At 73.5% G+C, this 26146-nt stretch carries 28 protein-coding genes; 18 read left to right on the top strand and 10 right to left on the bottom strand.

Translation table 11 applies throughout. The annotated features are described in order from the left end of the window. The first annotated feature begins 30 nt into the window (after positions 1-30). Positions 31-435 carry a DoxX family protein gene (locus AB0C01_RS30295; RefSeq protein ID WP_357248946.1) on the top strand — a complete coding sequence of 135 codons (405 nt, stop codon included), beginning with the start codon at positions 31-33 and terminating at the stop codon, positions 433-435. A gap of 101 nt (positions 436-536) precedes the next feature. Here the strand turns inward: AB0C01_RS30295 and AB0C01_RS30300 are convergent, their stop codons facing one another. Both AB0C01_RS30300 and AB0C01_RS30305 read right to left on the bottom strand, forming a co-directional pair. Beyond that, on the bottom strand, positions 537-2282 hold the full coding sequence (locus AB0C01_RS30300; protein WP_357248948.1) for a DEAD/DEAH box helicase: 1746 nt from the start codon (positions 2280-2282) through the stop codon (positions 537-539). A gap of 94 nt (positions 2283-2376) precedes the next feature. Beyond that, positions 2377-3249 carry a hypothetical protein gene (locus AB0C01_RS30305; protein WP_357572751.1) on the bottom strand — a complete coding sequence of 291 codons (873 nt, stop codon included), beginning with the start codon at positions 3247-3249 and terminating at the stop codon, positions 2377-2379. Positions 3250-3381: 132 nt separating this feature from the next. Here AB0C01_RS30305 and AB0C01_RS30310 point away from each other — a divergent pair, with 132 nt between their 5' ends. The 8 genes from AB0C01_RS30310 (at position 3382) to AB0C01_RS30345 (ending at position 8777) form a co-directional block, all read left to right on the top strand. Further along, the gene (locus AB0C01_RS30310) at positions 3382-4533 is read left to right on the top strand and encodes a histidine kinase (protein ID WP_357572752.1); all 1152 of its coding nucleotides are present in this window, start codon (positions 3382-3384) and stop codon (positions 4531-4533) included. Beyond that, a complete protein-coding gene (locus AB0C01_RS30315; protein ID WP_357248955.1) occupies positions 4530-5135 on the top strand; it encodes a response regulator transcription factor in 606 nt (201 codons plus the stop codon). Before AB0C01_RS30310 ends, AB0C01_RS30315 begins: the two co-directional genes overlap by 4 nt. A gap of 156 nt (positions 5136-5291) precedes the next feature. Next, on the top strand, positions 5292-6059 hold the full coding sequence (locus tag AB0C01_RS30320) for a DUF5753 domain-containing protein (protein WP_357572791.1): 768 nt from the start codon (positions 5292-5294) through the stop codon (positions 6057-6059). Further along, complete coding sequence (locus AB0C01_RS30325; protein WP_357377721.1) at positions 6050-6241, top strand: DUF397 domain-containing protein; 192 nt, start codon at positions 6050-6052, stop codon at positions 6239-6241. Before AB0C01_RS30320 ends, AB0C01_RS30325 begins: the two co-directional genes overlap by 10 nt. 295 nt (positions 6242-6536) lie before the next feature. Further along, a complete protein-coding gene (locus AB0C01_RS30330) occupies positions 6537-6992 on the top strand; it encodes a hypothetical protein (RefSeq protein WP_357572753.1) in 456 nt (151 codons plus the stop codon). 78 nt (positions 6993-7070) lie between these two features. Then, a complete protein-coding gene (locus AB0C01_RS30335) occupies positions 7071-7589 on the top strand; it encodes a 2'-5' RNA ligase family protein (RefSeq protein ID WP_357572754.1) in 519 nt (172 codons plus the stop codon). Between the two features lie 64 nt (positions 7590-7653). Further along, positions 7654-8355, top strand: a complete 702-nt coding sequence (locus AB0C01_RS30340) for a hypothetical protein (RefSeq protein WP_357572755.1) — start codon at positions 7654-7656, stop codon at positions 8353-8355. 218 nt (positions 8356-8573) lie between these two features. After that, positions 8574-8777 (top strand): hypothetical protein, encoded by a 204-nt coding sequence (locus AB0C01_RS30345; RefSeq protein WP_357248974.1) that lies wholly within the window; start codon positions 8574-8576, stop codon positions 8775-8777. 73 nt (positions 8778-8850) lie between these two features. On the opposite strand, the gene AB0C01_RS30350 is transcribed toward AB0C01_RS30345, so the two are convergent. After that, positions 8851-9537, bottom strand: a complete 687-nt coding sequence (locus AB0C01_RS30350; protein WP_357248977.1) for a hypothetical protein — start codon at positions 9535-9537, stop codon at positions 8851-8853. A gap of 176 nt (positions 9538-9713) precedes the next feature. Between AB0C01_RS30350 and AB0C01_RS30355 the strand changes: the two genes are divergently transcribed. From AB0C01_RS30355 to AB0C01_RS30365, 3 genes are all read left to right on the top strand, one after another. Continuing rightward, on the top strand, positions 9714-10457 hold the full coding sequence (locus AB0C01_RS30355) for a winged helix-turn-helix domain-containing protein (protein WP_357572756.1): 744 nt from the start codon (positions 9714-9716) through the stop codon (positions 10455-10457). A gap of 75 nt (positions 10458-10532) precedes the next feature. Continuing rightward, the gene (locus AB0C01_RS30360) at positions 10533-11567 is read left to right on the top strand and encodes a cytochrome P450 (protein ID WP_357572757.1); all 1035 of its coding nucleotides are present in this window, start codon (positions 10533-10535) and stop codon (positions 11565-11567) included. Next, positions 11564-12367 (top strand): isocitrate lyase/phosphoenolpyruvate mutase family protein, encoded by an 804-nt coding sequence (locus tag AB0C01_RS30365; RefSeq protein ID WP_357572758.1) that lies wholly within the window; start codon positions 11564-11566, stop codon positions 12365-12367. The genes AB0C01_RS30360 and AB0C01_RS30365 overlap by 4 nt, the downstream gene beginning before the upstream one ends. On the opposite strand, the gene AB0C01_RS30370 is transcribed toward AB0C01_RS30365, so the two are convergent. Next, positions 12364-13077 carry a PIG-L family deacetylase gene (locus AB0C01_RS30370; RefSeq protein ID WP_357248989.1) on the bottom strand — a complete coding sequence of 238 codons (714 nt, stop codon included), beginning with the start codon at positions 13075-13077 and terminating at the stop codon, positions 12364-12366. The genes AB0C01_RS30365 and AB0C01_RS30370 overlap by 4 nt on opposite strands. A 198-nt stretch (positions 13078-13275) precedes the next feature. Here AB0C01_RS30370 and AB0C01_RS30375 point away from each other — a divergent pair, with 198 nt between their 5' ends. From AB0C01_RS30375 to AB0C01_RS30400, 6 genes are all read left to right on the top strand, one after another. Next, positions 13276-14244 (top strand): DUF5715 family protein, encoded by a 969-nt coding sequence (locus AB0C01_RS30375; RefSeq protein WP_357248992.1) that lies wholly within the window; start codon positions 13276-13278, stop codon positions 14242-14244. A gap of 4 nt (positions 14245-14248) precedes the next feature. Continuing rightward, on the top strand, positions 14249-15850 hold the full coding sequence (locus AB0C01_RS30380) for an asparagine synthase-related protein (RefSeq protein ID WP_357248995.1): 1602 nt from the start codon (positions 14249-14251) through the stop codon (positions 15848-15850). A 48-nt stretch (positions 15851-15898) separates the two neighbouring features. Further along, entirely contained in the window at positions 15899-16729 is an 831-nt protein-coding gene (locus tag AB0C01_RS30385; protein WP_357572759.1) for a MerR family transcriptional regulator, read from the top strand. A 303-nt stretch (positions 16730-17032) separates the two neighbouring features. After that, on the top strand, positions 17033-19726 hold the full coding sequence (locus tag AB0C01_RS30390) for a fibronectin type III domain-containing protein (RefSeq protein WP_357572760.1): 2694 nt from the start codon (positions 17033-17035) through the stop codon (positions 19724-19726). Between the two features lie 65 nt (positions 19727-19791). Next, on the top strand, positions 19792-20670 hold the full coding sequence (locus AB0C01_RS30395) for a hypothetical protein (RefSeq protein ID WP_357572761.1): 879 nt from the start codon (positions 19792-19794) through the stop codon (positions 20668-20670). Further along, positions 20667-21593 carry a nucleotidyltransferase family protein gene (locus tag AB0C01_RS30400; protein WP_357572762.1) on the top strand — a complete coding sequence of 309 codons (927 nt, stop codon included), beginning with the start codon at positions 20667-20669 and terminating at the stop codon, positions 21591-21593. Before AB0C01_RS30395 ends, AB0C01_RS30400 begins: the two co-directional genes overlap by 4 nt. Before the next feature lie 66 nt (positions 21594-21659). Here the strand turns inward: AB0C01_RS30400 and AB0C01_RS30405 are convergent, their stop codons facing one another. The 6 genes from AB0C01_RS30405 to AB0C01_RS30430 form a co-directional block, all read right to left on the bottom strand. Beyond that, complete coding sequence (locus tag AB0C01_RS30405) at positions 21660-21941, bottom strand: PqqD family protein (protein ID WP_357572763.1); 282 nt, start codon at positions 21939-21941, stop codon at positions 21660-21662. Further along, a complete protein-coding gene (locus AB0C01_RS30410; RefSeq protein ID WP_357572764.1) occupies positions 21938-23077 on the bottom strand; it encodes an asparagine synthase-related protein in 1140 nt (379 codons plus the stop codon). The genes AB0C01_RS30405 and AB0C01_RS30410 overlap by 4 nt, the downstream gene beginning before the upstream one ends. Before the next feature lie 8 nt (positions 23078-23085). Continuing rightward, a complete protein-coding gene (locus tag AB0C01_RS30415) occupies positions 23086-23955 on the bottom strand; it encodes an ABC transporter permease (protein WP_357572765.1) in 870 nt (289 codons plus the stop codon). Next, positions 23952-24581, bottom strand: coding sequence for an ATP-binding cassette domain-containing protein (locus tag AB0C01_RS30420; RefSeq protein WP_357572766.1), 630 nt, complete (start codon positions 24579-24581; stop codon positions 23952-23954). Before AB0C01_RS30420 ends, AB0C01_RS30415 begins: the two co-directional genes overlap by 4 nt. A gap of 19 nt (positions 24582-24600) precedes the next feature. Continuing rightward, the gene (locus AB0C01_RS30425; RefSeq protein WP_357572767.1) at positions 24601-24756 is read right to left on the bottom strand and encodes a lasso RiPP family leader peptide-containing protein; all 156 of its coding nucleotides are present in this window, start codon (positions 24754-24756) and stop codon (positions 24601-24603) included. Between the two features lie 118 nt (positions 24757-24874). Next, the gene (locus AB0C01_RS30430) at positions 24875-26086 is read right to left on the bottom strand and encodes an SLC13 family permease (protein WP_357572768.1); all 1212 of its coding nucleotides are present in this window, start codon (positions 26084-26086) and stop codon (positions 24875-24877) included. Between the last annotated feature and the right edge of the window lie 60 nt (positions 26087-26146).

The following is a 26146-nucleotide window of genomic DNA, read 5'->3' on the forward strand; positions in this document are numbered from 1 at the left end:
CGCGAGGCGGTGCCCCCGGAGGTAACCCCCGTGAACCTGGTGCTCGGGATCATCCAGATCCTGCTCGCTGTCGTCTTCCTCGGCGCCGGCCTGGCCAAGCTGACCCAGCCCAAAGAGAAGCTGCGCGACCGGATGGGCTGGGTGGACCCGGTGCCGCCGACCCAGGTGAAGGCGCTGGGCGCGGTCGAGGTGCTGGCGGCCCTCGGGCTGGTGCTGCCCCCGCTCACCGGCATCGCCACCGTGCTCACCCCGCTGGCCGCCGTCGGGCTGGTCATCGTCATGGCCGGCGGCATCCTGGTGCACCTGCGCGACCGGAAGACGTACGACACGGCGGCCGAGCGTCGCAGGGAGGTTCAGGGCGCGATCGTGTGCGCCGTGCTGCTCATCCTCGCCGCGGTGGTCGCCTGGGGACGGTTCGGCCCGTACTCCCTCTGAACCGCAGCGCCGGCGACCGTCGTGCCTGGCGGTCGCCGGCGGCGTGCTCAGGCCGGCGGTCGCCGGCGGCGTGCTCAGGCCGGCGGTCGCCGGCGGCGGGCTCAGCGCTCGTCGCCCCCGCGGTCGCGGCGCACCGTGGCCTTGCGGCCCTTGATCGTGCTCTGCCGCAGCCCGGAGATCACCTCGTCGGCCACCCCCTGCGGCACCTCCACCAACGAGAACCGGTCGGCGATCTCGATCGAGCCGATGTCCCGGCCACGGATCCCGGTCTCCCCGGTGATTGCGCCCACCAGATCCTGCGGGCGCACCCCGGCCCGCCGGCCCAGGCCGACGAAGACCTGGACGGTGTTGCCGCCGCCCGAGCGCGGCCGGCCCCCGCCCCGCCGGTCGCCGCCCCGGCCGCCGCTCTCCGGTCGACCCTCGCGCGGACCGCGCACCGGCACCTGCGGGATCTCCACCTCGTCGTCGGAGCCCGGCGACGTCACCTCGTGGGCCAGCTTCACGGCGGCGAGGGCGACCTCCATCAGGTCGAACTCGTCGGTGAGCGTCTCCACGATCACCCGGTACCCGTCGAGGTCGTCCTCCAGCAGACTCTCCCGCAGCGCCGCCTGGGTCATCTCCAACCGCCGGGTCCGCATGTCGGCCACGGTGGGGATCTTGTCGATGGTGATCCGCTGACCGGTCACCCGCTCGATGGTCTTGAGCATCCGGTGCTCACGCGGCTCGGCGAGAGTGATCGCCACGCCCTCGCGGCCGGCCCGGCCCACCCGACCGATCCGGTGCACGTACGACTCGGGGGCGGACGGCACGTCGTAGTTGACCACGTGGGTGAGCTGCTCGACGTCCAGCCCACGGGCCGCCACGTCGGTGGCCACCAGCAGGTCGGCGGTGCCCGCCCGCAGGCGGCCCATCACCCGGTCGCGCTGCTCCTGGCTCATCCCGCCGTGCAGCGCCTCGGAGCGGTAACCCCGACCGTTCATCGTCTCGGTCAGCCGGTCGACCTCCTCGCGGCTGCGGCAGAACACGATCGCCGCGGTGGGGGACTCCACGTCCAGCACCCGGCCCAGCGCGGCCGGCTTGTGTGCCCGCGTCACGATGTAGGCGCTCTGTCGCACCCGGGGCGCCTCACCGGCGACCGTCTGCTCCCGGCCGATCTCGATCCGGACCGGCTCGCGCAGGTGCTGGCGGGCCATCCCGTCGATGCGCGACGGCATGGTGGCCGAGAAGAGCACCGTCTGACGCTGCGCCGGAGCGTGCTCCAGGATCGCCTCGATGTCCTCGGCGAAGCCCATGTCGAGCATCTCGTCGGCCTCGTCGAGCACCACCGTGGCGAGCCCGCCCAGGCGCAGGGTGCCCCGGGCGATGTGGTCGAGGGCCCGACCCGGGGTGGCCACGACCACGTCGACGCCGCTGTCCAGGGCCCGCAACTGCCGCCCGATCGGCTGCCCACCGTAGATCGGCAGCACCCGCGCACCCAGGTCCTTGCCATATCGGTGGAACGCCTCGGAGACCTGCACCGCCAGCTCCCGGGTCGGCACCAGCACCAGCGCCACCGGGTCGCCGTCGCGGCGGTGGGGCGTCATGAGGTTCAGCAGCGGCAGCGCGAACGCCGCCGTCTTGCCGGTGCCGGTGGCCGCCTGACCCAGCAGGTCCCGGCCTTCCAGCAGTGGCGGGATCGCCTCCCGCTGGATGGGGGTCGGCTCCTCGTACCCGAGGGCGGCGAGCGCGCCCAGCAGTTCGGCGCGTAGCCCGAGGTCGGTGAAGGCGCTCACCTCGTCGGTGCCGTCGGGGGTGGCGTCAATCGGTGCGTCGATCGGTGCGTCGTGCTGTGCAGGTGCGGAACTCATGGGCCAAGCCTTTCATTACGCCGTCCAGGCCGCTGCGCCGACCGCCACAAGAGCGCGATCGGCGACCAGCGGCACCCCCACAGGGTCGCCCCCGTCAGACGGCGCCGGTCAGGATTGCCACGATCATGATGCCTCCCAGCGTGACGTCGAGCACGCCGCACCACTCGGCGTACCCGCGTGGCACCACCCGGCCGGTGCGGTGGTGGACCAGGTCCCACCCGGCGTGCACCAGCCAGCCCAACGCCACCAGCCACGCGGCCACCTGACCCCCGACGGTGACCGCGGTCAGCGTCAGCCCCACCCAGACGACCAGGCCGACCAGTTGGGTGGCGAGCACGCCCGGCCCGTGCAGGGTGCGTCGGACCAGGCCGATCAGCAGGTACCCGCCGGGCAGCACCAGCATCGTCCACGGGCTGAGCATCCTCGGGTCGACCCACAGTTCCACGGTCAGCAACAGCGCCAGACCGGCCGGCCAGTGGTGGGCCAGCGCCGTCACGGCCGGATGCCGGCGTACCGCCACCGGCGTCTCGTGCCGATGACGCACCGCCACCAGCACCATCGCCGGCACCATCAGCAGGTGACCGCCGAGCATCAGGGCGTCGCCAGCCAGCCGGCCGGCCCAGAACGGTACGAGCACCAACAGGAACGGCACGTACATCGCCGCGGCCATCTCGACGACCCCACGCCAGTGGTGCGCCCGGTAGCGCATCCACACCGTCATCCCGACCGTCATGTTCGTGGCCATCACCAGCGCGGCGACGTCTGGCCGGCCCAGCGTCCCGGTCAGCCCGAGCAGGATGCCGGCAGCGTCCCACAGGGGCCCGAGCAGCAGCATCCCGCCGACCATCGCCAGCGCCATCTCGACCAGATGCCACCACAGCCGCCGCGTGCCGGCGCCGGGCGCTGCCGGCGTCGGCGCGGGAGACGGTACGACCATGCTGTCCGCGTACACCCGTGTGTTTTCCATGCCGTTGACCCTGCCGGTGTCCCGGCGCGGTCGGCAGGCTCGTTGAGCACGGAAATCCCGTGCGGATCGCACGGTTCAACCGTGACGTCTCGCATGGGTGGACCGGGTGCCGGGCGGTCCTAGGATCGGTGCGTGGCGAGCGAGGCGGTGACCCCCCGGGCGGACCGACGGCTGCACCGGGCTCGGCAGGCGACGCTGCTGTCGCTGGCCACCGGCGTGTGGGCGGCCGTCCTGCTGCCCGCGGTCGGCCTGACCCGGGAGCCGTCCGCCGTCCGCGTCGTGCTCGGCGCGGTCGGGATCCTCGTCTTCGCGGCCACCCAGACCGCTGTGCTGTACGCGGCGGTCACCCCCTGGCTCGCGCACCGGTGGCGACGTCGCGCCCAGTTCGGGCTGGTCGTCGTGGCGGCGCTGACCGTGCCGTCGGTGGCCCCGGTCGCGGCCGGGGCCTGGCCGACCTGGGCGTGGATCGGGGCCTCCCTGGTGGGGATGGCCCCCCTGCTGGTCCGCCTCCCGGGGGCGCTGGCGGTCATCGCCGGCACCCTGCTCGTCTCGGCGGCGGTGGCCTGGTGGACCGGCGGGTCCCTGGGGCGGTCCGTGGCCGTGACCGGCGGCGTCGGGGTGGGCGTGGCCGCGGTCAACTGGTTCCAGGTCTGGTTCTGGGGTCTGCTGGTGGAGGCTCGGCAGGGTCAGACCGCCCAGGCCCGGCTGGCCGCCGCCGAGGAGCGGCTGCGCTTCGCCCGGGACGTGCACGACCTGCTGGGGCACAGTCTCACCGTGATCGCGCTGAAGGCCGAACTCGCCGCGCGGCTCGCACCCGTCGACGCGGAGCGGGCTGGGCGGGAGGCCGCCGAGGTGCAACGGCTTGCGGCCTCCGCGCTCACCGAGGTCCGCGAGAGCGTGCACGGCTACCGGGCCGTCGACCTCGGCGAGCAACTGGCCGCCGTGGCGGACGTGCTGCGCTCCTGCGGGGTGCGCTGCACGGTGCCGCCAGACGTCGACCTGCCGCAGCCGGCCGCCACCGAACTGGCGGCGGTGCTGCGCGAGGCGGGCACCAACGTGCTGCGGCACAGCCGGGCCGAGTGGTGCCGGATCCACATCGACCGGGACGAGAACGGGGCCAGGATGACAATCGCCAACGACGGTGCCGACGACAACGGTCCGGACGAGCACAGCCACGGCCTGCGCGGCCTGGCCGACCGGCTGGCCGCGGCCGGGGGAGAGCTGCGGGTCCGCCGGGAGGACCGGGTGTTCACCCTTGAGGCGACCGTGCCGGTGCCGTCGTGATCCGGGTCCTGCTCGCCGACGACGAGGACCTGATCCGGGTCGCGGTCGCCGCGCTGCTCGGCCTCGAACCGGACATCGACGTGGTGGCCCAGGCCGCCGACGGAGCCGCTGCGGTGACCGCGACGCTCGCGCACCGCCCGGACGTGGCGGTGGTGGACCTGGAGATGCCCGGCCTGGACGGCATCGCGGTGGCCGCCGAGCTGACCCGGGTCCGTCCGGAGTGCGCGGTGGTCGTGCTGACCGGGCACGGTCGTCCCGGGCACCTGCGGCAGGCGCTGACCGCCGGGGCGCGCGGTTTCGTGCCCAAGGGCTCGCCGGGCGGCGCGCTCGCCGACGTGATCCGCCGGGTGCACGCCGGCGGCCGGTACGTCGACCCGTCGCTGGCCGCCGACGCGTTGACCCTGCCCGCGTGCCCGCTGACGCCCCGGGAACTGGAGACGTTGCGGCTGGCCGAGTTCGGCGCCCCGGTCGCGGTGATCGCCCGCCGGGTGCACCTGTCCATCGGCACCGTCCGCAACCACCTGTCCGCCGCGGTGCAGAAGCTCGGCGCGGCCGACCGGGCCGAGGCGGTCCGCGCCGCCCGGGACAACGGCTGGCTCTGACCGCTTGCGTGGCGACCCGCCACCGCCGTGTCCTGGTGCGGGCGTGCCGCGGTGACGACCACGCCGTCAACCAACACCCCGCCGAGCGTTGCGACGTCATCACGCTGCGTCGCACTATGGTCAGTGGGTGTTCGGGATATCCCGGGAGGACAGAGGATGAATCACGCCGTCGTGGAAGCCATGACCCAACGTGGTGAGACCGCCGACTCTCTCGCCGCTCAGACCGGTGTCGATCCGAAGACGGCGGCCCGTTGGGCAAACCCGGGACGGATTCCGCAGACACGACACCGTGCCCAGGTCGCGGCGATCCTCGGCCGGGAGGTGATCGACCTGTGGCCGGACGTCCTGAAGCGGCGCGATCCGATCTGGCTGCGGGCGTGGGTCGACTGGGAACGGGAAGCGGTGGCGCTGCGGTGGTTCGAGCTGGCCTGGGTGCCTGGTCTCCTGCAGACCGAGGCGTACGCGCGGGCGACGCTGGCGGGGGAGTCGCTGTCCGGTGAGGACGTCGATCGTCTCGTGCAGGCACGCATCGGACGGCAGGCCGTCCTCCACCGTGACCAGCCCCCACTCCTGATCGCCGTGCTGGACGAGGCCGTGGTGCGGCGTTCGGCGTACGGCGATCGAGATCTCATGCGCGAGCAGTGCGAGCATCTCGTCGCGTGTGCGCAACTGCCGTCGGTGCAGGTCTACGTCGTGCCGACCGCAGTCGGCATGTACCCGGGCCTGGGTGGGCCGTTCATCGTCGCCGAGTTGGAGGGCGGCGGGCGCGTCGCCCACATCGATGGCCAGGCGCAGGCGCAGATAACCGAGCAGCAGGCAGAAATTGCTACCCTGGACCGACGATGGGAACGCATTCGCGGGGAAACCCTCTCTCGCGGACAGTCCCTAGACCTGCTCAGGGAAGCGGCATCCTCATGGACGTGACCGGTGCGCGCTGGCGCAAGAGCACCAAGAGCGGCAACAACGGGGGCTCGTGCGTGGAGGTCGCCGACAACCTTCCGGGCGTCGTCCTGGTTCGGGACACGAAGGACCGTGACGGCGCGACGTTGGCCTTCGCGCCGGAGGCGTGGCGAGGCTTCGTCGCTTTCACGCGAGCCCAGCGCTAGGTGTGCGTCGTGGCGTGGGATCGCGCCACCCCTGGCCCTGATCACTGGCGGCCTTCGCCCCGTCGGGCGTCGTCCGATGGCGTGCCGGTTTAGGGGTGGCCGGTGACCGGGCAATCAGGAGCGACATCCGAGGTGTCCTGGGAGTCCTGAATCGGAGGCCGAGATGCGCTGGCTGCTCCTCCTTCTCATTGTCCTGCTGGTTGTCGGCGGGCTCTGGCTGCCCCGCCGCGCGAGGCGGGCGGGCAGGTCCGTGCGGCGACAACTGGACGACTGACGAGACGGCGAGGGGCGCGCGGTGAACGCCGCGGACTGGCGGCGGCAGTTCGGCGGGCCCCGGATCGTCCATGGTGATCTGCCCCTGCGGATCGAGGGAGTGGTCAAGCCGTGGTCGATGGACGTCGGTCACAGCAAGCTGCACCTGCGGGGCATCATCGGCGACCAGGAGGGCGACGACGGCCTCCGGGTGCTGGACCTGGTGTTCCACGACGTCTCGCGGATCTGCGTTCCGGACGTGTGCCGCCGGTTCGAGCTCCGGGTTGCGTCCGCCGAGCAGAAGGCCGCCGAAGAGGAACGGGTCGGGATGCGCTGGCCGTACGGGACGATGTTCCTCCTCGACCGCGACCGGGCCACGGACTATGTCGTGGCCGGCCGGGTCTACTGGGCCGAGGTCGGTATCTCGCCGGCTGATCCGTCCCCGCTGCTGGGGGAGCGTGCAGACGCCGCGGGTCCCGACGAGATCTTCTTTGCCTGAGCGAACAATCCGGCGGCGCTCACGAACCGGGACGCCGATCCGTCCGGATGACGGGGACGGTCCGGCTAGCGTGGGCGCGTGCGTACGGTGGAACTGGTCTGCTCGCCTGGCCTGGAGGTCGCGGTCCGGGCGGTCTGGCAGCGGTTGGCGGCCGCCGGGTTGCCCAGCCTGGCGCGCAACATCCATCCGACCAACCGGCCGCACCTGACCCTCGCCGCCGTCGACGAGTTTCCGCCCGGGGTCGAGTACCACCTGGCCGAGGTGTTCGACGCCGCGCTGCCGGTGCCGGTCGCACTCGACCGCGTCGTCGTCCTCGACGGCAGCGCCCCGCTGGTCTGGCTCGTCCGGCCGACGTCGGCGCTGACCAGGCTGCACGCCGCCGTCTGGGACGTCCTCGCCGAGGCCGACGGGCACCGCCCGTGGCACGCCCCGGGGGCGTGGGTGCCGCACCTGAGCCTGGCCCTGCGGTTCCGCGACGCGGACCTGCGGGTGGCCCGGGGCGTCGCGGGCGGGCAGCGCCCGACGGGGGACTTCGACGCCGCCCGCAGCTACGACGGGTCGGACCGGACGGTGACACCGCTGACCCGGCTCCGCTAGGGTCAGCGCCCAGTCGTCGGAGCGGGGGTTCCGGGTGCGGGATATCGGTTCCCACGACGTTCAGGTGCGCGACGCGGGTGTCCCTGAGCAGTGCTGCTTCTGCGGTCGGCTGTCGCTGGGGCTGTCGGGTCAGGACTTCTACCTGGCGCCGTACTTCCTCGGTCCGGATCGGTCCGGGACCGACGACCGGTACGGCCAGTGCCACCTCAGGTGCCTGCGGGAGTCGGGTCTGGCTTGCCGCTGGGCGAGTGGTGTCGGTGACTACTTCTGCCGGCGGTGGCCGGACTGGACGGGTGTGCGCGGCGACGCGTGGCGGGTGCACGTCAGCCCGCCCGCCAGGACGCTCATCCTCTGGTCGGCGCACGGGTGGTTCGCCATGCTTCCGTTCCACGCCCTGCGGGCCGGCGAGGTGCCACCGGCGGTCGGCCCGCCGGCCGAGGGTCGGGTGCTGCTGGGCGTCTCGTCCACGGTGGGGTACGAGGGCGGCCCGTACGAGAGGATCTTCGCGGGGCTCGGCGGCGCTCCACCGGACCGGATCGACCTGCCGACGCTCCTTGCCGACCTGGACAGCGCGGACCGGGTGCTCACGCCGCACGTGCTCCGGGGCGGCTGGGTCGAGCGGGTCGCGTCCGAGGACCGCAAGGTGTCGCTGCCGGCCGAGTACCAGGCTCGGCACGCCGTCGAACTCGACGCGGATCTGGTCGACGCCTGCCGGCTGGCCGTACGCGCCTCGGCGGGCTGGCGGCAGCGGCGACGGCGACGGTAACCGGTCACCACGGGCCGTGGGCCGGTGGTCCGCGACCATGTCCGGGGGATACTGCGCATGGATCGCACTTCCGGAGCCCGACGACAGCAGGGATCATGGTCGCCATGAACGTTCCGGACACTGAGTGGGTCACCGTCGCGGCCTATCCGAACACCCGGGGTTGCCCGCAGCCGATGGCCGCCGTCCGCGCTTGACTACGTGATCGGGGCATCGACTGGATGCCCCTCGAGGCCGACGCGATCCGCGTCGACCTGGCCTGTGGCGTTGGCGCTGACGGTCGCTGGCACGGCTGGGTCGGCATCCGTGTCCAGGCTGCCGCGCTGCGCGGACTCGGCCTGCACCCGGACCAGCCGACCGCTACGGCCACCAACCCCAGCCCACCCGCCTGGTGGCACGCGGACGCGGAGCGCCGCGCCCACTAGGCCCGCGGCGCGGACCGTCCCGGGTGCGTCGGCGCAGGCCCTTGGGGCGAGCGGGCTCGGCGGATGGCCGGGGTCAGTTGCTGCCCCCGCCGTCGCCGCCCCCGCCGCTCCCGCCGTCGAAGTCACCGCCACCCACGCCGCCGGAACCGCCGGCGTAGCCGTGGCGGCCGTCGAGGAAGGGCAGATCGCCGCGGATGCCGCGTGGCTTGGGTCGCTTGCCGAGCCCGCCGAGGTGTTGCAGGCAGACCCGTTCGGCAACCGGGAAGCATTCACCTCGGCCTCCGCAGTCGGCCAGGTAGCGACTGCCGCCCGGGATCCGAAGCTCGTGGTCGACCCGGAACAGCAGGGGAAGGCTGGCCGGGTCACCTCCCTCGTCGCGGCGTGCGTGGTTCAGCGTGGCGAGCAGCAGGGTGCGGTGACCGGCGTCGGTCGGGTCACCGCTCGCCGCGAACCTCGGCTCGTGCTTCAGAGGTCGCCCGAACGCCGCCTCGCAGAAGGTGGCGTAGTCCTGCGTGTGCAGCGTCAACGCCTGCCACAGCTCGCCCGCGGCCACCGACGGCATCGCCAGCTGCGCACCGCTCTGGCGGACGGCGAGCCGGAACCACTGCCGGGTCGCGGATTCGACGACGGCGATGTCGTCGTCGCTGAGATGGGGGTACCGGTTCCGGAGATGCTCGCGCGCGCTGGCCGGAAAACGCAGGTCGGCCACGGCGCGGAGTCGGCGAGGGGTGCGGGCGCTTCTGAACGTCGTCCAGTTCATGCGGCTGCTTCCATCCGCCCGGGCTGCGGGCGCTAGGGCCCCGACTTGCCGAAGTGGCGTCGTGGCTCCTTCAGAGTAGGGCGGCAGGCAAGCGCGTCGGTTCGTCCGACCACCCCGGGCGGACCGCGTCGGACCCGGGTGGTCGGTGCGGCGCTCGTCGGGGCGATGATGGCGGCATGAGTGGTGGCACCGAGGGCCGCGGCATGGCCGAGTTGGCGGCCCTGCTGGCCGACGGCACCCGGGCCGGCATCTGTGTGGCGTTGCTCGACGGTCGGGCCTGGACGGCCGGCGAGCTGGCCCGGCGAGCCGGTGTCGCGCCGTCGACAGCCAGCGACCACCTCACCCGGCTGGTTCACGGCGGCCTGCTGGTCGAGGAGCGGCAGGGCCGGCATCGCTACCTGCGGCTGGCCGGGCCGTCGGTGGCCCAGCTGATCGAGGATCTGGCCGGGCACGCTCCGGCACCACCGGCGCCCGCCGGGTCGTTGCGCGCGGCCACCACCAGCGCCGCACTGGCGTACGCCCGGACCTGCTACGACCACCTGGCCGGACGGGTGGGCGTGCTGATGTACGACGCGTTGGTGGCCGCCGGACGACTGGACCGCTCCAGCGGCCTGACGGTGACCGCCGAGGGCTGGGCGTGGGCGGCCGGGTTGGGCGTACCGGTGGATGTCCTGCGCACCGCTCGACGCCCGGTGGTCCGCGACTGTCTGGACTGGACCGAGCGTCGCCCGCACCTGGCCGGAGCGCTCGGCGCGGCGTTGCGCGGCCGATTCACCGACCTGGGCTGGATCACCGCGGGCGCCGGTCGCGCGGTCCGACTCACCCCGACCGGCCGCACCGCGCTCGCCGAGACCCTTGCCGTCCCCGTGTCGACCCTCGCGCCCACCCCGCCCCCGGCGCCCGGTAGCGGCCGCGCCTGACCCGCCCGCCCTGGTACGCGGGCCGGGCGGGATCGTTCGGCGGGGGCCGAAGGGTTCGGGTTCTACCGTCGGGCGGTGACTGACACCTGGCCCGACATCGCACCCGCCGCCGGAACGCCGGCGTGCGGCCCGCCCTCGTTCGCGCCGGAGCGCGGCTGGTGGGTGACGCGGCACGCCGACGTACGGGCGGCGCTGACCGACCCGGCCTTCCGGGTTCCGGCGGTCGAGAGCGGCCCGCCCGGCACGCTCGCCTGGCTGCGCGCCTCGGTGAGCAGGTTCAGCTCGCCGCGACGGCACGCCGAGCGCCGCTCGATCGTGGTCGCCGCGCTGGACGCGCTCGACCCGGACGAGCTGCGGCAGGAGGCGGCCCGGCTGACCGGCGCCGTCCTGGACCGCGCCGGTGACCGCCTCGACGTCATGCGTGAACTGGCCCGGTCGGTGCCGTCGCGGGTGCTGGCCGGGCGTCTCGGTCTCGCCGATCCGGCAGCCGCCGGGACGGCGGTCGCGGTCGTCGCTGCGGCGTACCACCCGGGGGTTGACGTGGCACTGGTCCGGCGGGCCGACCGGGCGGTGGCGACGCTGCTGGCGGAGGTGCCGCCGGCGGCGCCGGAGGTACGCGCGAACGTGATCGGCCTGCTGGTCCAGGCGTGCGACGCGACCGCCGGTCTGATCGGCGCCGCCGCCCACCACCTGCTGCCTCTGCCGGGCGGCGACGGTGCGGGCGCGGTGCGGACGGCGGAGTTGCTGGCCGAGGTGCTGCGGCTCGACCCGCCGGTACGGGCCACGCGACGGGTCACCGCGAGCGCGGTGCGACTGGGCGGGCGGGAACTGCCGGCGGACAGCCCGGTGCTGCTCCGCTTCGACGCGGCGAACCGGGACCCGGCGGTGTTCGCCGAGCCGGCGGCGTTCCGACCGGGCCGGCCCGGCGCCGGTCTGCTGACCTTCGGGGCGGGGGAGCGCGGCTGCCCCGGCGACCGGCACGCCCTGGCCCTCGCCACCGGGGTGCTCGACGTGCTGCGCGAACGCTGCCAGCGCACCCGGGTCCCGCTGTGCCACGAGCCGCACCCGACCCTGGCGGTGGCGACGACCCTGGAGGTGAGCGTCCGATGACCGATCGGCGTGCGGAGTTCCGCGCCCTGCATCACGGCGGCCGGCCCCTGCTGCTGCCGAACGCCTGGGACCACGCGTCGGCGGCGGCCCTCGCGGCGCGCGGGCACCTGGCGATCGGCACCACCAGCCTCGGGGTCGCCGCGGCCGCCGGGCGACCCGACGGCGCCGCGGCCACCGCGGGGGAGACCCTGGCCCTGGCCCGCCGGCTGGCCCGCCTGCCGGTGCTGCTCAGCGTCGACGTCGAGGCCGGGTTCGACGACGACCCGGCGGCGGTCGCCGGGTACGTGGCGGAGCTGGCCGGGCTGGGCGTGGTCGGGATCAACCTGGAGGACGGGTGCGCCGACGGCACCCTTGCCGATCCGGCGGGCGTCGCCGAGAAGGTCGCGGCCGTGAAGGCGGCGGTGCCGGACCTGTTCGTCAACGCCCGCGTCGACACGTGGTGGCTCGGGGTGCCGGACCCGTTGCCGCGGACCCTGGCCCGCGCCCGTGCCTACCGGGCCGCCGGGGCGGACGGGATCTTCGTGCCCGGCACCGTCGACCTGGGGACGCTGCGTGTGCTCGGCGAGCGGATCGACGCTCCGCTGAACGCGCTGTACCAGCCGGGCGGGCCGTCCCTGGACGAGCTGGGCGGGGCCGGCGTCGCCCGGGTCAGCACCGGCTCCCTGCTGTTTCGGGCCGCGCTCGCCGCGGCCGTCGCCGCCGCCGACGCGGCCCGCGCGGGCGCGCCGGTCAACCTGTCGGGGCTGCCGTCGTACGCCGAGGTGCAGGGCCTGGCACCTGACCAGCGGGACCGGGGCTAGGCCGGCGCGGGACGCCACAGGCCGACCTCGAAGGCCTCGCACAGCCCTCGGTCGCGGCCGGCCACCTGTGCCCACCACCGACTCTTGACTCGCAGGTACTCCTCGGTCATGTAGTCCCGGTCGAGGATCTGCCGGTACGCGGCGAGCGCCTTCATCTTGGCGCACCAGACGTTCGTGACGTCCACGAAGAAGGTCGGGCGGAAGTCGGTCGTGGCGAAGGTCGGGTGGCCGAGCAGGAGCATCGTCGGGTGACGGCTGCGGCTGACGGTGATCCGCACGGCGTGGCAGATCGCGTTGTGGTCCTGGTTCTGCCCGGCGCCCGGACCGTGGGTGATCACCACGTCCGGGCGGCGGGCATCGATCAACGCGTCCGTGATGGTGACCAGGTCCCCGCCGGTACGCAGGTCGTTGGAGGCCAGGTCGCCCACCTCGCCGGTTGCCCCGAGGATCTCGCAGCAGGCGTCGAACGCCTTGTCCCGGCCCTGACTCCCGCGCGACAGGGAGGCGACGTGGACGTCCATCCCGGCCTGGGTCATGCGGGCGATGGTGCCGCCGCACAGCAGTGCCTCGTCGTCCGGGTGCGCGACGATCACCAGAGCGGTCCGCAGTGCGGTCGTCGCGAAGGGATTCACCTCGCCAACCGGGTCGTTCGCCGTCATCGAGGTGGAAGCCTCCCCCGCCCATCGTGCCGGTGCGATGTCGTCAGCCATTGACGAAGTATGGCGGCATTCCGTCAGCGTCTGATCACTCGCTGGTATGCCAGGTGCCGCCGTTCGGCGTAGCGGCCAGCGCGAGGTCAGCTCCGTTAGGGGTGAATCGGAGGATTGTTCGATCCATCCCGGTCCGGCTGATTACGGTGGTTTCAGGGCGATCCACCCAGTGCCGCGAGCGGAGAAGGGACCCCCGTCATGCGAGTGCCCAGCCGTAGTCCGGGACAGCAACCTGGTTCGCCCGTCTCACCCACCGCGCCGCCCCGCCGCCGGCCCTCCGGCATCACCCCGCGCCGCCGGTCCGCCGCCGAGCCCGACCTGGCCGCCTACCGGGCCGCCGTCGCCGAGCTGCTGATCGAGGTGGGCGCCCTGGCCGACGCGGCGAGCACCCGGGCCCGCCAGGTGCTCGTCGACGAACGGTTGCGGGAGCCGGCGCTCGCCGCCGTCCTCGACGCCACCCCCCAGGGGCTGCTCGGGGCGCGCGAGACGCTGCTGCTGGAGATGGCCCGCTACCAGCCCAACGAGCGCACCTCGGCGCGCGACCTCAGCGCGCTGGTGCGGATCTACCTGCTCTCCCGCATCGACGTGCTGTGGTGGCAGGACGCCCCGACGTTCGTCACCGACGACCAGGTCAACGGCAGCGCGGAGCTGGTCGACCTGGAGTGGCTGCGCCGCCGCGACCTGCTGCGGTTCCGCTACCAGGAGCAACCCGCGACCCTGCTGGGCCGCGCCGCCCGCGGGCTGCGACGTCGACTGCGCCCGGACGCCGCCCCGCAGACCGCCGGGCTGCTGTTCCGGCGCGCCCGCCGGGAGGTGGTGGCGCTGCTCAACGACCTCGCGCGGGAGTTCGCCGCCGCCGCACCGCCGAACACCCCGCCGCTGTGGGTGACCAGCCTGGTCCGCAGCGCCGAACACCAGTACCGGCTGCGCCGGCTGGGTTACGCCGCCATGCTGCCCAGCGGGCACTGCCTCGGCTACTCCGTCGACGTCGAGCTGAGCTGGTTCGAACGGTTCGGCGCGCGCCAGGCGCTGGCGGACCTGCTGCTGGCCCGGCAGGAGGCCGGTGAGCTCAACGTGATCGACGAGGGGCAGGCGTGGCACCTGTGCCTCGCGCCCGCCGCCCGGCGTCGCCTCCGCCGCGCGTACGAGGCCGAGATGGGGGTCTGAGCCGGTGTGCGGCATCGCCCTGAGCATCGGCCCCGAGGCCGACCCGGCCACCTTCCGGCGGATGCTCGCCGTCCTCGCCCCGCGCGGCGAGGTCACCGAAACCCGCTCCGAGCGCGGGCTGCTCGCCGGCACCCGCCGCCTGCGCGTCGTCGACCGGGACCGGGCGGTGCAACCGTGGACCTCGACCGACGAGCGCTGGCTGCTCTGCTTCAACGGCGAGATCTTCAACTACCGGGAGCTGCGCGCGCAACTGACCCGCCTGGGTCAGGCGTTCCGCACCGAGGGTGACACCGAGGTGCTGCTCGCCGCGTTCCAGCAGTGGGGCGAGGCGGCGGTGACCCGACTGCGCGGCGAGTACGCGTTCGCGGCCGTGGAGCGCAGCACCGGCCGGGCCTACCTGGCCCGCGACCCACTCGGGGTCAAACCGCTGTACTGGTCCCGTCGGCCCGGCTGCCTGCACCTCGCCTCCGAGGTCAAGGCGCTCGTCGGACACGGCGCGCCGATCGTCGAGGTGCCGCCCGGGCACCACGGGTGGGTGGAGGCGGACGGGCACGTCCGCCTCAGCCCGTACGTCGACCTGCTCACCATCGGCGCGGGCCTGCCGGTCATCGACGACCCGGAGGAGGCCGCCCTGCTCGTCCGTGCCGCGCTCAGCGACGCCATCCGGATGCGGGTGGAGACCGACCTGACCGTCGGGGTGGTGCTCTCCGGTGGGCTGGACAGCTCGCTGATGCTGCGGCAGGTGCGCGACATCCACCCGGACTGCGTCGCGGTGACGGTCGGCGTCGCGGACAGCCCCGACGTCGCGTACGCCCGGCGGCTCGCCGCCGACCTCGACGTGCCGCACGTCGTGGTCGAGCTGCGCCCGCGCGACATCCGGCTCGCCGACGTGCGCGAGGCGATCCGCATCTCCGAGTTGACCGAGTACGGCGACATCATCAACGCCGTCGTGTCGGTCCCCATCTTCCGGCGCCTGCGGGACCTGGGCATCAAGGTGGTGCTGACCGGCGACGGCTCCGACGAGTTGTTCGGTGGGTACCCGATGTACCACCAGGTCGGCCCGGCCGCGGCGCGCCGGCTGTTCCTGCACCGGATCCGCAACCTGTGCCGCACCGAGTTGCAGCGGGTCGACCGGGCCGCCATGGCGTACGGGGTGGAGGCCCGGGTGCCCTTCCTCGACCTGAGCGTGGTGGAGCTGGCCATGCGGCTGCCGCTGCACCTGAAACTGCGCGACGGGCAGGAGAAGTGGATCGTCCGGCGGGCGTTCGCCGACGTGCTGCCCGACTACATCCTGCGGCGGCCGAAGAACCCGATGTCGTACTCGTCGGGGTTGCACGAGCGGGTCCGGCTCTACAAGCCGCTCTTCGCCCGGCTGCACCGCTCCTTCGGCTACGACCTCCAGGAGCCGGTGCGCCGCGACTTCGACACCGTGCTGAGCCGGTGTGGCAACGACCTCGACCGGGCCATCGCCGACGGGCTGGACCGGCCCGACTACACGGTCCTGGAGCACGCCCGTGACCTGGTCGGCGCCGCCACGTGGAACGCCGCGCCGATGGTGCGCCGGTTGGTCGGCCCGCGCCCGGCCCGGCGCTCGTCGGTCGGTTGACCCCCCGCTTGACTCTGACACCGTGTCAGGGACGAGCGTGAGGGGACCATGTTCACCATCGGAGACTTCGCCCGACTGGGCCGGGTGTCGGTGCGGATGCTGCGGCACTACGACAGCATCGGGCTGCTGCGTCCGGCCGCCGTCGACGCCCACACCGGATACCGGTTCTACCGCGCGGACCAGCTGCGCCGGCTCAACCGGGTGATCGCCCTGAAGGAGCTGGGCCTCACCCTCGAGCAGGTGCGGGTCATCGTCGACGACGTGGTCGACGTGGTGGAGCTGCGCGGCATGCTGCGGCTGCGGCGTACCCAGTTGGAGGATCAACTGGCCGCGGACGCCGCCCGGCTGGCGGCGGTCGAGGCGAGGCTCCGGATGATCGAGTCGGAGGGCACCATGAGTACGCAGGACGTCGTCCTGAAGGAGGTCGCACCGGTGCGTGTCGCGGAGCTGACCGCGCTCGCGCCGAGTTACCAGAGCCAGGACATCGGCCCGGTGATCGGGCCGCTCTACCCGGAGTTGTTCCGCCGACTGGCCGACGCCGGGATCACCCCGACCGGACCGACGATCGCCTGGTACGAGCCGGCCGCGCCTGGCGACGGCGACGCGGTGCTGGTGCACGCCGGGGTGACCGTCGCCGTCGGCGCGGCGAGCGTTCCCGACGTCGAGGTACGCGACCTGCCCGCGCTGGGCGCCGCCGCGACGATCGTCCACCATGGGGCGATGGACGACGTCGAGCAGAGCATGCAGGTGCTCGCCCGCTGGATCGACGACAACGGCTACCGCGCCGACGGCTTCGCCCGCGAGGTGTACCTGGACTACTGCCCGGAGCAGCCGGAGAAGGGCGTCACCGAGCTTCAGCTCGCGGTGCGCCGGGACTGATCGCGACCCTGCCGTCGTGCCCGCCGCAAAAGGACGCGACGGCAGTCGGAATTCGGACAGCCTCCGCCCAAGGCTGGACACTTTACCCGCCCGAAAATGGCCTGACCTGGGAAAACTGGTAGGAGTAGATAGAGATCCGTCACTCAACACGTGAAAGCCATTCCGTGCGTGACGGTCGAATTTCCGCCAGTCGCCCTGCGGCCGGGGGGATCAGGCGCGTGGCCGCCACGCACGATGAGCCGGTCGCCTGGTCCTTTCCCCGCCCGCGGTGGCCCTCATCCCCGGGAGAGGGAGAAAACATCCATGTCCCCAGTGCTCCGTGCCCGTCCACGGGCCGTCACGGCCTGCGCCGCAATCCTGGCGCTGCTCGTCAGCCTGCTCGTCGCACCCACGGCGGCCTCGGCCCGCGCCCCGAGTCGCACCCCCACACCCGTGTCCGCGCCGGCGGCCGCGCCGGCCGTCGCCATGCAGCAGATCGCCGAGGCAGCCGCCCCGGCGCAGCCACCGGCCGCCCCGGCCAAGCCGACCGCGTCCTGGCGTGCCGGGACGGCCACGGTGAACTGGAAGGCGCCGGCTGACCGCGGCTCGGCCCTCACCGGCTACCTGGTCACCGCGTACCGCAACGGCAAGAAGGCGAAAACTGCCACCTTCGACGCGTCGACGACCACCCAGAAGATCGAGGGTCTGACCGCCAAGGCCACCTACACCTTCACGGTCGCCGCGAAGAACGCCGAGGGCGTCGGCCCGGCCAGCAAGCCCTCCACGGCTGCCAAGATCATGGCGCTGCCCGGCGCGCCGACCATCATCGCGGTCACCGCCGACACCGCCACGGCCCTGCTGAGCTGGACGCCTGGCCCCAACGGCGGCTCACCCATCACCGGCTACATCGTCACCCCCTGGGTCAACGGCGTGCGCCAGCCCGCCCAGACCTTCGGGGCGGCCACCACCAACACGGTCACCGGTCTGTTCCCCACCACCGCCTACCGGTTCACGGTGGCGGCCCGCACCTCCCAGGGCACCGGCCCCGAGTCCGCCCCGTCGGACGAGGTGATCGCCAACGTCTCGCCGACGTTGCTGTTCAACCACCCGAACGACGCGACTGTCGGCATCGCGTACACCGCAACCCTGAACATCACGCACGGCGTGCCGCCGTACCTCTGGAGCGTCGACTCGGGCACCCTGCCGCCCGGCATCTCGCTGAATCCCGTCACCAACGGCATCTCCGGCGTGCCGACCACCGCGGGGACCTACCCGGTGGTGATCCGGGTCATCGACGCCGACGGCGAGACCGGCACCCGGTTGATCACCCTGGTGGTCAACAAGGCGCCCCTCCTGAGCTTCCCGGCGCCGCCACTGGGTGAGGTCGACGCCCCCTACTCCGAGCAGCTCAACGTGATCGGCGGCACCGGGCCGTTCACCTGGTCGCTGCCGGCCGGTTCGCTTCCGCCCGGCCTGACCCTCGACCCGACGACCGGCCTGCTGTCCGGCCGGCCGACAGCTGTCGGCGCGTACCCGTCGACGGTCCGGGTGACCGACGCCAACGGCTTCGCCGCCAACCGACCGATCCGAATCCTGATCCAGCCCAAGAGCGTGGCCACGTTGAGCGTGTCCACAAATGCCATCAACTTCGGCAGCTCGGTGCAGTTCCAGGTCATCGTCGGTCCCGGCGTCGCCGAGGGTAGCGTGACACTCATCGACGAGTTGCCCAACGGGGTGGAGACCCCACTGGGCACCTTCCCGCTGTCGCTCAACGTGGCCACCTTCCAGGTCTACGTGCCGGCGTTCGGGCACAACCAGTTCCGGGCGCAGTACGACGGGACCGGCCCGCTGGGCGAGGCGGTGTCCAACGAGGTCGCCATCGAGGTCTCGGCGGCACCCCGCCAGGTGGTCATCGACCAGTTCGCGCAGTCCGGCATCAGCGGCCTCGCCGACCAGTTCGTCTCGATCGTCAACGGCACGGCGATCAACCTGCCGATCGCCGGTTTCAAGGTGGAGGCGCCCGGCGGACTGTCCATCACCATCCCGGGCAGCGCGCGGCCGCTGCCGCCCAAGCGGGGTTATCTGATCGCGGCCACCAACTACTCCCTGTACAACATCCAACCTGACCTCGTCGTCCCCAGCCTCGGCCAGGGCGGCTTCCGGCTCGTCGCACCGGACGCGGCGAAGACGGTCACCGACCGGGCCGGGTCGACGCCGGGCTTCTCCGAGGGCCCGCCTCTGCCTGCCTTCAACTCGCCGCCGTTCGTCCCCTACGCCTGGAACCGCCTGCGGATCGGGGGCAATCTGAAGGACACCGCCAACAACGTGGCCGACTTCCGGCTGGTCGCCACCGTGCTCGGGCCGATCAACGGGGTGCCGTCCACACTCGGCAGCCCCTCACCGCAGAACACGCTGGGCACCTACCAGCAGAACGCGGCCGTCCAGTCGACGCTGTTCGATCCGAACGTGGCGGCGTCGGTCGCGCCGAACCGGGTCCGCACGCCGAACAGCCTGGTGATTCGCCGGACGCTGACCAACCGGTCGTCCGCGCCGATCACCCAGGCGCGGATCCGGATCACGTCGCTGAGCGCGGAGAACGGCGCACCGTATCCCGGTGGGTCGTCGCCGCAGGTGCACTCCAACCTGCGGTTGGTCAACCCGGCCAACCCGACCACGTCGATCACCATCAGTGATGGCCGCACGTTGCTGGTGCGCAACCTGTCCATGGACACTCCGGCGACCAGCCCACCGGGCGGTGGGCTGGGCACCACCCTGACGATCCCCATCGACCTGGGTGGGCTCGCACCGGGCGCGTCGATCCACGTCGCGTTGAGCTTCGCGGTGGACACCCCCGGATCGTTCTGGGTGGCGTACGACGTCGACGCGCTCGGCGGGGGCGTCGTCCCCACGATCGCGCCGTCGGCGAAGAGCGCCAAGGCGACCAAGCAGCGCGCGGCGGACGCCAAGCGGCTGAAGGAGTCGCAGAAGGTGACAGTCGACAGAGGCACGATCCGCTGACGCTCGTCGCTGGATAGTGCGGGTGGCGCGTCTCCACGAGCGCCACCCGCATCGCGTCGCTGTCCATGATCGTTGAGCAGACGATGAGCGGGGAGAACATGCCCACACCCGGACGAGCTGTCTACGGGCTTCTGGTCCACGGTGTGGACGAGGCGTCCGAGTTGCCCCCGGCCGACGGCGCGACCCTCGGGTGGCCCGCCGTGCGGGTCTGCCAGGTGGACGCACCGCCACCAGCACCCGTGCCCCTGAACGACGCGCGGGGCACCCGGATCCTCGCCGATGGGCGAACCCTCTCCGTGGACCGGCTGCGGGGCACCGCCACCTTCTACGGGCCACCGCTCGCCCCGGACGTGCTGGCCCACCCGTACCTCGCGCCGGTGGCGACGACGGTCAGCAGGTGGGCCGGGCGGGAGACGTTCCACAGTGGCGCGTTCGTGCTCGCCGGCCGGGCCTGGGCGGTGCTCGGCCCGCGTACCGCCGGCAAGAGCAGCCTGCTCGCCGCCCTGGCCGCCCGGGGTCTGCCGATCCTGACCGACGACATCCTGGTCGTCGACGGCGTCGACGCCTTCGCCGGCCCGCGCTGTGTCGACCTGCGGCAGCCGGTGCCCGGAGTGGGCCTGCCCACCCGGCCGGTCCGGGCCGGCACCCTGCTGCGGGTGGGGCTGCCGCCGATCGCGCCCCGCGTCCGGCTGGGCGGTTGGTTGTTCCCGCGCTGGGGCGCCGCGCTCACCCTGACCCGGCTGTCCGGCGCCGCCCTGCTGGCCCGGCTCGCCGGCCAGCGATCGTTCGGGCAGTTGCCCTCCGATCCGGCCGCTCTGCTGTCGCTCGCCGCCCTGCCGGCGTGGGAGTTGACCCGTCCGCGCGACTGGGCCGCCCTCGACGACACCCACCGGCTGCTCGCCGCCGCCGTCGTCGCCGCCTCGGCCGTGGGAGCGACGCGGTGAACGACCTACCGTCAGCGGTCCGCTGCCTGAGTCTCGACACGGCCGCGGTCGGCGTCACCGCCGCACTCGCCGACCGGGGGGTGGAGGCCGTCCTGCTCAAGGGGGCCGGGCTGGCCCGCCGGCTGGGCCAGGAGGGGCACCGGGTCTACACCGACGTCGACCTGCTGGTCGCCCCGGCCTCGTTCGACCTCGCGCAGCGGGCGCTCGCCGACCTCGGCTGTGTCAGCGCGCTCCCCGAGGGGCGGCCCGACCACCGGTCGCACTGGTACGAGCGCCCCTGGCGGATGCCCGGCCCGCTGGCGCTCACCGTCGACCTGCACCGCGGGTTCCACGGGGTCGCCGACGCGGAGGCGTTGTGGACCGCGCTGTGGGGCTCGGCGGAATGGATCAGATTGGCCGGCGGCCTGGTCACCGTGCCGGACGAGGCGGGCGCTGCCCTGCTGGTCGCCCTGCACGCCGCCGCACCGGGTCGCTCCGACCGGCCGCATGCCGACCTGCTGCGGGCGCTCGAGATCTTTCCCGTCGACACCTGGCGGGCGGCGGCCGACCTCGCCGCGCGGACCGGCGCGCTGCCGTCGTTCGCGTTCGGCCTGCGCCTGACGCCGGCCGGCGCGACCCTGGCCGGCACGCTGGCCCTGCCCCGGCAGGGCACGCCCGCGCTGTGGCTGCGCGCCCACCGCGCCTCACCCGCTGCCCTGACGATCGCGCAGCTCGCCGAACTGCCCACCGTGGTCGACCGGCTGCGGCACCTCGGCCCGCGGCTGTTCCCGACACCGGCGTCGATGCGGCACGCCAGTCCGCTGGCCCGACGTGGCCCGGTCGGGTTGCTGCTGGCGCACCTGGGCCGGCTGGCCCGAAACGCCGGACGGCTACCGGCCGCGCTGGGCGAGGTCCGCGCGGCCCGGCGCGGCGGTCGCGGCTGACCGCTGGCGGGTTCACCGTCGACCCACCCGGTGACGCCTGTCGTCCCGTCCGGCCGACGGGGTCGGTCAGGGCCGCTCGACCAGCAACCCGTGCCTGCGCAGGTCCGCCAGGAACGCGGCCACGTCGGCGCGGGCTCGCTCCCGGTCCACCGGGGCGGTCTCCACGAGTGCCGTGACCAGCTCGGCACTTGTGGCGCCGGTCGCCAGTCGTCGCCACAGCAACGCGCCGGTGGCGTCCAGCCCGAAGTAGACCGAGTTGCGGGTGTCCAGCACGACCACCTCGTCACCGGCGACCCGCCAGGCCACCCGGTCCGGGTCGACCCGGTGCACGATCTCCTGCTCTGTCACGGTGTGACCTCCACGTCGATGTCGGAACGCTCCGGCCGGCGGGCGGAGTCGGGCGGGTTGGCGGCCAGCCAGAGCTGTTGGACCAGGCTGGCGGTGCCACCGGGGATCGGCCAGTGCGACCAGAGCGCCCGGAGCGCCTCCGTGTCCACCAACTCCTCCTCGGCGCCGGCGCCGTCCCAGGAGCTGACGAACTCGCGGGTCGGCGTCCGGAAGAACACCTCGAGAAAGCGGGCCTTGCGGCGCGGCGCGGTGACCTCGGCCGGTAGGGCCCCCCGAGCGATCTCCGTCAGCAGCCGGTCGCGGCCGATGTTCCGGTGGTCGCCGTACCGCGTCGTCAGCGCGGCCAGGAATCCCTCGTCGAGCAGCGGCTGGATCGCGGCCGCCCGGTGCTCGGCGGCCAGCGCGGCCAGGGCCGAGCAGGTCGTCAGCAGGTCTCGCCGCCGGGTGTGCCAGGCGATCCGCTGTCCCAGGCGACGCGGTTCCGCGCGCTGCTCCGCGCGCTGTGCGCGGTGCGCCTCCCGGGCGACAGCCGCCCGCAGCCACGGAAACATCTCCGCCGGCCCCCGCCGGGTACGCGCGGCGTGCCGCAGCCACCACAGCCGGCCGCGCAGCGAGGTCGCCGGTGGGCGACGCCACCCGGCCAGGATCTGGTCGCCGCCCGCACCGGTGAGCAGCGAGCCGCCGGTGGCCAACTCGGCGATGGGCAGGTGCAGGTGCAGGTTGACCGGATGGACCACCCCGTGGCGGTGCAGCAGCCGGCGGGCCACCGGCCCGACCAGGTCTAGGTCGTCGTCGGCCCGCAGGATCTGCCAGGACCTCCCGATCCCCAGCGCCCCGATCACCCGCTGCTGCCAGTGCGACTCGTCCGCCCGGGGAGCCCCGCCGAACCGCCAGGTCACCGGGACCGGGTCCGGCAGCCCCTCCCGGCGGGCCGCCCGGACGGCCACCGCCAGGATCAGCGACGAGTCCAGCCCACCGGAGAAGCTCACCACACACGGTGGGCGGTTCAGACCGGCCAGCACGGCCGCGTCGAGCGCACCCAACGGGTCCGGTACGCCGGCCGCCACGGGTCGACGCGGCGGGCCGACGCCGAGCAGCGTGCCGGTGGCGAGGTCGAACGGTGTGGGACGGAGCATGTCGTACCTCAATCGCGTTTCAGGGCGCCGCGGCCGGCGGCGACCCGCAGCGCCCCCGCGAAGACCCAGCTCGACAGCGGCAGCAGGAGCGCGGTGGCACCGAGCAGCGCGACTGCCGACCAGGCCCAGTCGCCGCCGGCCAGCGCGGCGCGCAGGCCGTCCAGAGCGATCCGGCTGGGCAGCACCGCGGTCAGCTCCGGCAGGGGGCCGGGAAGTTCGGAGACCGGGAAGTACGTGCCGGACACGAAGGTGAGCCCGACGACGAACAGCCGGGCGGCGGCGTCGCCGTGCCCGACGGCGACGGTGAACGCCGCGAGCGCGATGCCGATGCCCAGCAGCGACGCGGTGCCGGCGACCAGCAGCACCGCGACTCCCCACCAGTCGGCCCGGTCGGTGTGCAGGCCGAGCACGGTGCCGAGGATGGCCAGGTAGACGCAGGAGCGCAGCAGGGCGAACAGGAACGGGTAGCCGGCCGTCCCGATGGCCAGCGCGGTGACCGGCACGGGTTGGGCGGCCAGCACCTCCAGGGTCCCGCTGCGCTGTTCCCGGATCACCCGGCCGGTCAGCTGCGTGGTGGCGGCCTGGAGGACGAGCAGGAAGGTGATGCCGACCGCGACGAAGTCGAAGTAGCTGGGCGCGTGGGTGAGGTCGGTGCCCGCCGACGGGGTGAGCACCCGGGAGATGAACAGGAAGACGACCAGGTTCACCACCCCGAAGGCGAGGTCCAGCAGCAGCGGCAGCCGGAACTGCCGGGGGTCGCCGAGATCACGGCGGACCAGGGCGAGGACCATCGCGACCGGCCCGGCGCCGGCGGCCCGGCGACCGACCGGTCGGCTGGTGGTCGCGGCCGCGACGGCTGGCGTGGTCGGCGTCGTCATCGGCGGGACGGGAGGGTCAGGGCGGACCGGCACCGGTCGCGGTCGTCGGCGAGGTGCGACGCGATCACGCAGGTCAGCTCGGGCCTCCGGTCGAGGGCCTGCCACAACAGCAGCCGCGACGGCTCGTCGAGGGAGCGGCCCGGCTCGTCGAGCAGCAGCAGCGCGGGCTCGGCGACGAGAGCCCGCGCGATGCTGACCCGGGCCCGCATCCCCGCCGAGCACCGTTGCACGGGCACGGTCGCGTAGCCGGCCAGGTCCAGCTCGGCTTCGACCCGGGCGACGGCCGCGCGGACGGCTCGCCGGGGCAGCCGGAGTCGGGCCACGAGGGTGACGTTCTCCCGTGCCGACAGTTGCTCGTAGAGGCCCTGTTCCGGGGCGAGGCAGACAGCGGTCAGGCGCCGGGCGGGCAGTGAGCCGACCGGATGGCCGCCGACGGTGGCCTGTCCGGCGCTGAGGGTCAGCGTGCCGGACAGGCACCGCAGCAGCGTGGTCTTGCCGGAGCCGTTGTTGCCGCCCAGGAACAGCCGGGCACCGACCGGGACGTCGAGGTCCAGGTCGGTGAAGATCACCCGGCGACCGAACCGGCGCTGTGCCCGGCGGATCGTGAGCAGCGGCGGTCCTCCCACGATGGCGGGCGGTGACGGGTCAGAGCGAACCGTCGCCGCCGCCGCCCAGGCCGTCGTCCGGGCCGACGGTGCCGCCCTTGGTCAACTCGGCGAGAGTGCCCAGGCGCTGGATCGTCGGCGGGCGGTAGTCCGAAGGAATCGTCTGGGCTGTGTCCAGCTCGTGCTGCGCTGTCATCGGTTCTCCTACTCGTATCGGTGTCGAACCAGCATAAACGGTCATCTCGCGCTTCTGGTCGATAACACGTATCGGTGGGTCAAACACCGCAACAGAGTGAGAACCCTTCAATAGGGGCTCAACTAGCCAGCAGGAGCGCGCCGACCGCCGCGACCGTGCCGGTCACCGCGAGCAGGGCGCTGGTCAGCACGAACCGCCGCATCGGCACCGTCACCCCGGCCGCCCGGCACCGCTCGAACCACAGCAGGGTGGCCAGCGACGCCCAGGGGACGGCCAGCGGGCCGACGTTGGTGCCGATCAGCAGCGCCAGCAGACGGGTGTGCTCGCTGGGCGGCAACACCGACTCGCCGGCCAGGTAGGCCGGCAGGTTGTTGACCAGGTTGGCCAGCAACGCCCCCGTGCCGCCCGCGCGCAGCTCGCCGAGCGTTCCACCGTGGCTGCCGAGCAGGCCGCCGACCAGGTCGTCCAACCCGTGCTGCCCGAGGGTCTGCACCACCAGGAACAGACCGACGACGAAGAGCAGCAGCCGCACCGGCACCAGCTTCAGGCGCAGCGTGGCGGGGGAGCGTACGACGAACCCGACGAGCACCAGCGCGAGCGCGACCGTGGAGGCCAGACCGATTTCCACCCCGGCGAGGATGCCGGCGACGAAGAGCAGACAGCCGGCGAGCGCGACGCGGTGCAGCACCGGATCCGGCGGCACGTGCCGGGCCGGCGGTACGAAACGCCCGCCGACCGGTTGGTCCCGCCGCCACCACGCGTACCACAGCAGCGCCATGGTGACCGCCACGGCGGCGAGTTGCGGCAGCGCCATCCGCTCGGCGTAGGCCAACGGGGACAACCCGACCCGGTCGGCGGCCAGCAGGTTTGTCAGGTTCGACACCGGCAGCAGCAAACTCGCGGTGTTCGCCAGCCAGACCGTGGTCACCGCGAGCGGGCCGGCCGGGACGCCCAGGTTGCGGGCCAACGCGAGCAGCACCGGGGTGAGCAGCACGGCGGTGGTGTCGAGGTTGAGCACGAGGGTGGTCAGCGTGGCCAGGCCACCACAGAGCAGGAACAGCGCCGCCCACCTGCCCCGGGAGGCGATGGCCAGTCGGCTGGCCAGCACGTCGAAGACGCCGGCCACGGCGGTCAGCTCGGCGAGCACGATCACGGTGCCGAGGAAGAGCAGCAGCGGCAGGATCCGGTGCAGGGTGGCGGTGGTCTCCGCCCGTGGCAGCAGCCCGCTCAGCGCGCAGGTGAGGCCGAGGACGGCGAGGACGACCGCCACCGCGTCCAGCGGGTGGGGTCGCCAGCGCGTGGTCGGCTCGGGCGGGGCTGCGGTCGTCACGTCTGACCACGTTCGCACAGCGTCCGGCCGGCGGCGTCGCCGCCCCCACTGGGGTGACGA

Origin of the sequence: Micromonospora sp. NPDC048905 (assembly GCF_040649655.1) — a bacterium.
In the GTDB taxonomy this organism is placed as follows: Bacteria; Actinomycetota; Actinomycetes; order Mycobacteriales; family Micromonosporaceae; genus Micromonospora.